Origin of the sequence: Bacteroides sp. 1001302B_160321_D4 (genome assembly GCF_015667765.1) — a bacterium.
GTDB classification, from domain to species: domain Bacteria; phylum Bacteroidota; class Bacteroidia; order Bacteroidales; family Bacteroidaceae; genus Bacteroides; species Bacteroides xylanisolvens.
This window is the reverse complement of record NZ_JADPLO010000115.1, coordinates 1-7,309: the sequence shown is the minus strand read 5'-3', so window position 1 is coordinate 7,309 and position 7,309 is coordinate 1. Positions and strand designations below refer to the sequence as shown.

At 43.4% G+C, this 7,309-nt stretch carries 7 protein-coding genes; all 7 read left to right on the top strand.

Annotation, left to right across the window (positions count from 1 at the left end; translation table 11 throughout):
- Positions 1–55 precede the first annotated feature (55 nt).
- The 7 genes from KFO40_RS24880 to KFO40_RS24850 all read left to right on the top strand — a co-directional run bounded on the left by KFO40_RS24880 (position 56) and on the right by KFO40_RS24850 (position 7,206).
- On the top strand, positions 56–835 hold the full coding sequence (locus tag KFO40_RS24880) for a 3'-5' exonuclease (protein ID WP_004316864.1): 780 nt from the start codon (positions 56–58) through the stop codon (positions 833–835).
- Entirely contained in the window at positions 835–2,043 is a 1,209-nt protein-coding gene (coaBC, locus tag KFO40_RS24875) for a bifunctional phosphopantothenoylcysteine decarboxylase/phosphopantothenate--cysteine ligase CoaBC (protein WP_117684808.1), read from the top strand. The genes KFO40_RS24880 and coaBC overlap by 1 nt, the downstream gene beginning before the upstream one ends.
- 26 nt (positions 2,044–2,069) lie before the next feature.
- Positions 2,070–3,731: a DNA repair protein RecN gene (recN, locus tag KFO40_RS24870; RefSeq protein WP_211146910.1), complete on the top strand. Its 1,662-nt coding sequence runs from the start codon at positions 2,070–2,072 to the stop codon at positions 3,729–3,731.
- Between the two features lie 102 nt (positions 3,732–3,833).
- Positions 3,834–4,577, top strand: a complete 744-nt coding sequence (gene rlmB, locus KFO40_RS24865; protein WP_049702516.1) for a 23S rRNA (guanosine(2251)-2'-O)-methyltransferase RlmB — start codon at positions 3,834–3,836, stop codon at positions 4,575–4,577.
- 1 nt (position 4,578) lies between these two features.
- Positions 4,579–6,285: a serine protease gene (locus tag KFO40_RS24860; protein WP_211146909.1), complete on the top strand. Its 1,707-nt coding sequence runs from the start codon at positions 4,579–4,581 to the stop codon at positions 6,283–6,285.
- 220 nt (positions 6,286–6,505) lie between these two features.
- Positions 6,506–6,817: a nucleotidyltransferase domain-containing protein gene (locus tag KFO40_RS24855; protein WP_087323181.1), complete on the top strand. Its 312-nt coding sequence runs from the start codon at positions 6,506–6,508 to the stop codon at positions 6,815–6,817.
- Positions 6,814–7,206 (top strand): HEPN domain-containing protein, encoded by a 393-nt coding sequence (locus tag KFO40_RS24850; RefSeq protein WP_087323184.1) that lies wholly within the window; start codon positions 6,814–6,816, stop codon positions 7,204–7,206. The genes KFO40_RS24855 and KFO40_RS24850 overlap by 4 nt, the downstream gene beginning before the upstream one ends.
- Positions 7,207–7,309: the final 103 nt, after the last annotated feature.

Sequence of the window (7,309 nt, the reverse complement as noted above, 5' to 3'; positions counted from 1 at the left end):
AATAACCCTCTGTGTCCTCTGCGTCCTCTGTGGTGACTCAATAAAATAAACAGAAATGAAATTAAACCTGAAAAATCCCATTGTTTTTTTTGATTTAGAAACAACCGGAACCAATATCAACACAGACCGAATTGTTGAAATCTGCTATCTGAAAGTATATCCGAATGGAAATGAAGAAGCAAAGACATTACGTATCAATCCTGAAATGCATATTCCGGAAGCATCCTCTGCTATACATGGTATTTATGATGCCGACGTAGCAGATTGTCCTACTTTTAAAGAAGTAGCGAAAAACATAGCCAGGGATATTGAAGGTTGCGATTTGGCAGGATTTAATTCCAATCGTTTTGATATTCCTGTCCTTGCCGAAGAATTTCTTCGTGCCGGAGTAGATATTGATATGACAAAACGTAAATTTGTAGATGTACAGGTCATCTTCCACAAAATGGAACAACGCACCCTATCTGCTGCCTACAAGTTCTATTGCGACAAGAATCTGGAAGATGCACACACTGCCGAAGCAGATACACGGGCTACTTACGAGGTGCTGAAAGCACAGCTCGACCGTTACTCCGATCTTCAGAATGATATTGCGTTCCTGGCAGATTATTCAAGTTTCAGCAAGAATGTCGATTTTGCCGGACGCATGGTGTACGATGATAACGGAGTAGAAGTGTTCAACTTCGGAAAATATAAGGGAATGTCTGTAGCCGAGGTTTTGAAGAAAGATCCCGGATATTACAGTTGGATTTTGAATAGTGACTTCACGCTGAACACCAAGGCGGCATTGACAAAAATCCGCTTGCGTGAAATGAGTAATTTGATTACAAAATAATGCTAAAAGGAAAGAAAATAATTCTTGGAATTACCGGCAGTATTGCCGCGTATAAGGCGTGCTATATCATTCGCGGACTGATAAAACAAGGAGCGGAAGTGCAGGTCGTAATTACTCCGGCGGGAAAAGAATTTATTACTCCGATCACTCTTTCGGCTTTGACCAGCAAACCGGTCATCAGTGAGTTTTTTGCCCAACGTGACGGAACGTGGAACAGCCACGTCGATCTCGGTTTATGGGCGGATGCCGTATTGATTGCGCCGGCCACTGCCTCTACCATCGGTAAAATGGCCAACGGAATAGCCGACAATATGCTGATAACCACTTATCTTTCGGCAAAAGCTCCCGTGTTTGTTGCTCCGGCAATGGACCTCGATATGTTTGCTCATCCTGCCACCCAGAAAAATCTGGATATTCTGCGTTCCTATGGTAATCATATTATCGAGCCGGGGACAGGAGAACTAGCCAGCCATCTGGTAGGGAAGGGGCGAATGGAAGAGCCGGAGAATATCATCCGGGTATTGGATGAATTCTTTGCTTCGAGTGACGAACTGTCCGGAAAGAAAGTGATGATTACCGCCGGACCGACTTACGAAAAGATTGACCCGGTGCGTTTCATCGGCAATTATTCGTCCGGAAAGATGGGATTCGCGTTGGCAGAAGAATGTGCCCGTCGCGGAGCACAAGTGACCTTGATAACAGGTCCTGTGCAACTCAAAACGCAACATTCTGGCATAATTCGTGTCGATGTCGAATCTGCTGAAGAAATGTACAAAGCAGCGCAGGCTCATTTCCCAGATGCTGATGCAGGTATTCTTTGTGCGGCAGTAGCCGACTATCGTCCGGAAACAGTAGCCGATAAGAAGATTAAGCGGGAAAAAGAAGAAGAACTGACCCTGCATCTTCGGGCAACACAAGATATTGCTGCCTCTTTAGGAGCCATAAAAAGAAAACAACAATGCCTGGTTGGCTTTGCGCTCGAAACCAATAATGAGCAGCAGAATGCCGAAGGAAAGCTCGAACGCAAGAACTTCGATTTTATTGTGCTCAACTCGTTGAATGATGCAGGAGCCGGTTTCCGCCATGATACCAATAAGATAAGTATAATCGACAGGAAAGGTCGTACAGACTATCCTCTGAAGTCGAAAACAGAAGTAGCTCAAGACATCATTGATCGTCTGGTAGCCACCCTGTCTCCCAATTTTTAATTTTCAAATTTTAATTTTTGATTAATTTGTTACGTTCACTATACATTCAGAATTACGCATTGATAGAAAAACTGGATATCAGTTTTGAAACAGGCTTTTCCGTTATAACAGGTGAAACGGGAGCCGGGAAATCAATTATTCTGGGAGCGATCGGGCTCCTGCTGGGGCAGCGTGCCGATGTGAAAGCGATTCGTCGCGGAGCTTCCAAATGTATTATAGAGGCACGGTTCGATATTGCTGCTTACGGTATGCGTCCGTTTTTTGAAGAAAACGAATTGGAATATGATGAAGAGTGTATTTTGCGTCGTGAGGTACAGGCTTCCGGCAAAAGCAGGGCATTCATCAATGATACTCCCGCTTCACTGGCACAAATGAAAGAGCTGGGCGAACAATTGATAGATGTACATTCTCAACATCAGAATCTGTTACTTAATAAAGAAGGATTCCAGTTGAACGTGCTTGATATTCTGGCACATAATGATGCAGCATTGGAGAAATACCATCTGCGTTATGGCGAATGGAAGCAGACAGAACGCGAACTGGCTGAATTAATGTCACTGGCAGAGAAAAGCCGTTCTGATGAAGATTATATCCGTTTCCAACTTGAACAGCTCGAAGAGGCCCATCTTGTAGAAGGCGAGCAGGAGGAACTGGAGCAGGAAGCCGAAACATTAAGTCATGCGGAGGAGATTAAAGCCGGACTTTACCGGGTAGAACAGTCATTTGTTTCGGATGAAGGCGGATTGCTTTCTTACCTGAAAGATAGTCTGAATACGCTGAATAGCCTGCAAAGAGTCTATCAGCCCGCTAAGGAACTTACCGAACGTATGGAGAGCGCCTATATCGAATTGAAAGATATTTCGCACGAAGTCTCTTCGCAAAGTGATTCCGTTGAATTTAATCCGGTCCGCCTGGAAGAAGTGAACGAACGGCTGAATCTGATTTATTCCCTGCAACAGAAACACCGGGCACAGACTCTTGACGAGTTGATAGCGTTGACGGATGAATATCGTAGCAAATTGTCCGACATTACTTCATACGATGAGCGTATTGCCGAGCTTGCCGCTCGTAAAGAGGAACAATATAAGCAAGTGAAACAACAAGCAGAACTGCTCACCAAAGCCCGTACGAAAGCTGCGCGTGAAGTGGAAAAGCAATTGGCTGCCCGCTTGATTCCGTTGGGAATGCCGAATGTTCGTTTCCAGATCGAAATGGGACTGAAGAAAGAGCCGGGATTGCAAGGAGAAGATACAGTCAACTTCCTGTTTTCTGCCAATAAGAATGGTACCTTGCAGAATATCTCTTCCGTAGCTTCGGGAGGTGAAATTGCCCGTGTCATGCTTTCTATCAAAGCATTGATTGCCGGAGCCGTGAAACTGCCGACTATCGTATTTGATGAAATAGATACCGGCGTCTCCGGTGAGATAGCCGACCGCATGGCGGACATGATGCAGGAAATGGGCGACCGGAACCGTCAGGTAATCAGCATCACCCACTTGCCGCAGATTGCTGCCCGCGGACGTGCACATTATAAAGTATATAAGAAAGACAGCGATACGGAAACAAATAGTCATATCCGTCGTCTCACCGATGAAGAACGAGTAGAGGAAATAGCTCACATGCTTAGTGGCGCCACTCTGACCGAGGCCGCCCTTAGCAATGCCAAATCCCTGCTTGATGCTAAGTAATTAATGGCTAAATTGATTCATTCAAAGTAGTTGAGGTAGTGAATTGTTAAGCGGTAACTGATAAGTAGTAAATTGTAAATAGTAAAATAGTAAATCAAATAGATGTTGGATAAAAGTGAAATGATTTTCGGTGTTCGTGCCGTGATAGAAGCCATTCAGGCAGGTAAAGAGATTGATAAAATTCTGGTAAAGAAAGACATTCAGAGTGATCTTTCCAAAGAATTGTTTGCTGCTTTGAAAGGGCTGATGATACCGGTTCAGCGTGTTCCGGTAGAACGTATTAACCGCATTACCCGGAAAAATCATCAGGGAGTGATTGCTTTCATTTCTTCTGTGACTTATCAGAAAACGGAAGATCTTGTTCCTTTCTTGTTCGAACAAGGGAAGAATCCATTTTTTGTTATGCTGGACGGAGTGACCGATGTACGTAATTTCGGAGCCATTGCCCGTACCTGCGAATGTGCAGCTGTCGATGCAGTGATTATTCCTGCCCGCGGGAGTGCATCTGTCAATGCTGATGCCGTGAAAACATCGGCAGGAGCGCTGCACACGCTGCCTGTGTGTCGTGAGCAGAACCTTCGTTCAACGCTGCAATATCTGAAAGACAGTGGTTTCCGCATTGTAGCTGCTACCGAGAAGGGAGATTACGACTATACAAAAGCCGATTATACAGGACCGCTGTGCATCATTATGGGAGCGGAGGATACGGGAGTTTCTTATGAAAACCTTGCGCTCTGCGACGAATGGGTGAAAATCCCGATGCTGGGCACCATCGAATCTCTGAATGTTTCCGTGGCTGCCGGTATCCTGGTTTACGAAGCTGTGAAACAAAGAAATAATGACTGATATGAAGAAGATTTTAATTCTACCTTTACTGCTTTTCTTCCTGATGCAGGGAAGCATGGCGCAAACTCCCAAATGGGTAGAGAAGGCAAAACGTGCAGTCTTCTCTGTGGTGACTTATGACAAGAATGATAAAATGCTGAATACCGGAAACGGATTTTTTGTATCCGAAGATGGATTGGCTTTATCAGATTATACTCTTTTTAAAGGAGCCGAACGTGCAGTGGTTATCACTTCCGAAGGCAAGCAGATGCCGGTTAGCCTGATACTTGGAGCGAATGATATGTATGATGTCATTAAGTTCCGTGTGGCTATCACCGAGAAGAAAGTGCCTGCGCTCATTGTGGCTAAAACAGCTCCGGCAGTGGGAGCCGATGCGTGGATGCTTCCTTATTCTACACAGAAAAGTATCGCTTGCGTTACTGGTAAAGTGAAAGAAGTTTCCAAAGTAGCCGGAGAATATCATTACTATACATTGGGTATGCAGATGAAAGATAAGATGGTGAGCTGTCCGGTGATGAATGCCGAAGGTCAAGTATTTGGCATTGCGCAGAAGTCATCCGGCATCGATACGGTGACCACTTGCTATGCGGCAGGAGCAGCTTTTGCCATGGCGCAGAAAATCAGTGCTCTTTCTTTGGGAGACGCTGCTTTGAAAAAGATTGGCATCCGGAAAGGCCTGCCCGAAACGGAAGACCAGGCATTAGTGTACTTGTTTATGGCATCTTCGAGCCTGTCGGGCGACGATTACGAAAAGCTGTTGGATGATTTCATCCGTCAGTTCCCTGCTAATGCGGATGGTTATCTTCGTCGTGCCAATTATTATGCAGCTAAAGGTAAGGACGATCAGACTTGGTATGATAAAGCAGTTGCCGACTTTAATCAGGCTTTGAAAGTAGCCCAGAAAAAAGATGATGTATATTATAATATAGGTAAGCTGATGTATGCTTATCAATTGTCGAAGCCGGAAAAAACGTATAAAGACTGGACGTATGACACTGCTTTGCAGAATGTTCGTCAAGCAATCGCTATTGATCCGCTGCCTATTTATATTCAAATGGAAGGCGACATACTGTTTGCCCAGCAAGATTATGCCGGTGCTTTGGCAGCTTATGAGAAGGTAAATGCCAGTAACATTGCTTCTCCGGCCACTTTCTTTAGTGCTGCCAAGACGAAGGAACTGGCGAAAGGTGACCCGAAAGAAGTCGTAGCTTTAATGGATAGCTGTATTGCCCGTTGCCCGCAACCGATCACAGCAGATTTTGCTCCATATTTGTTGGAACGTGCACAGATGAACATGAATGCCGGCCAGCCACGGAATGCGATGCTCGATTATGATGCTTATCATACAGCAGTCAAAGGAGAAGTGAACGACGTATTCTATTACTATCGCGAACAGGCCGCTTTGAAAGCACGCCAATTCCAACGCGCCTTGGATGATATAGTTAAAGCAATCGAAATGAATCCGACAGACCTGACCTATCAGGCGGAACATGCCGTTGTAAACCTGCGTGTAGGACGTTACGAAGAAGCTATTCAGATTTTGAATAATATATTGAAGGCTGATCCTAAATATGCCGAGGCTTACCGCTTATTGGGGCTTTGCCAGATACAGTTGAAGAAGACAGATGAAGCTTGCGGCAACTTTAAGAAAGCGAAAGAACTGGGTGATCCGAATGTAGATGAGCTGATTACCAAATACTGCAAGTAAATTTATGAAATCACCCATACTACAACGAACTGAACTGTGGTATGGGTGATTTGTTAACTCCTTATTCTTGTTTTGTTTTATCAGACTATCGCATTGTAATGTGAATCGGAATGTTTATATTTGCATTTGCTCGAAATATCATGGCGGTAATTATTACGACCGTAATATTTCGAGTATTGATGGATTTTTTCTTTGTATAATATAATGTAAGAGGGAAAGTATGAAACGTACGAAAATCATAAAAGCAATACAGAAAGCCTTGCAAGGTATGACACCAATTGTAGAGGTGAAACTCTATGGCTCGGAAGCAAGAGGAGACGCGCGGCCTGATTCGGATATTGATTTGTTGATATTGGTGGATAAGGATGATATTTCGACAGAAGATGAGTTGAACATTACTGATCCTCTTTATAAAATAGAGCTGGAAACTGGTATTTTAATTAATCCATTTATTTTGCCTAAAAAGATATGGGGGAAAGTAGTGACTCCTTTTTATGAAAATGTAATGAAGGAGGGAGTCGCGTTGTTATGACAGATGAAGAAAGAAATGCTATTGTACTATATCGAATGGAAAATGCAAGGCGTACTTTGAACGAAATAGCAGATCATTGTGAGAGAGGATATTGGAATACTGCAATTAATAGAATGTATTATGCTTGTTTTTATGCTGCAAGTGCATTGTTAGTGGCAAATAAGATTGTTGTCAAATCACATGAAGGAGTACGTCAAATGTTGGGAAAGCATTTTGTTCTTACTGGACAATTATCTGTTGGAATGGGTAAATTCTATACCTTAATTTTTAATAAACGTTCTTCTGGAGATTATGAGGATTTCATCAATCATGATCAGAAAACGGTGGACGAACTTTATCCTTATGCATTGACGTTTATAAATTCAATTGATGAGCTATTGAAAAGGTAAATTAAATTGTTGATATTTTATAAATTGTAACCATTCTATTTTCCGCCTTGACATAAGTTGTTAGCCGCCATATCTTTGCGCCGTAACCTTTAACAAGAATGAT

Excerpts from the sequence above, each read along its gene's own strand:
- KFO40_RS24880 (WP_004316864.1), top strand. The coding sequence starts at position 56 with ATGAAATTAAACCTGAAAAATCCCATTGTTTTTTTTGATTTAGAAACA.
- coaBC (WP_117684808.1), top strand. The coding sequence starts at position 835 with ATGCTAAAAGGAAAGAAAATAATTCTTGGAATTACCGGCAGTATTGCC.
- KFO40_RS24850 (WP_087323184.1), top strand. The coding sequence starts at position 6,814 with ATGACAGATGAAGAAAGAAATGCTATTGTACTATATCGAATGGAAAAT.
- rlmB (WP_049702516.1), top strand. The coding sequence starts at position 3,834 with ATGTTGGATAAAAGTGAAATGATTTTCGGTGTTCGTGCCGTGATAGAA.
- KFO40_RS24855 (WP_087323181.1), top strand. The coding sequence starts at position 6,506 with ATGAAACGTACGAAAATCATAAAAGCAATACAGAAAGCCTTGCAAGGT.
- KFO40_RS24860 (WP_211146909.1), top strand. The coding sequence starts at position 4,579 with ATGAAGAAGATTTTAATTCTACCTTTACTGCTTTTCTTCCTGATGCAG.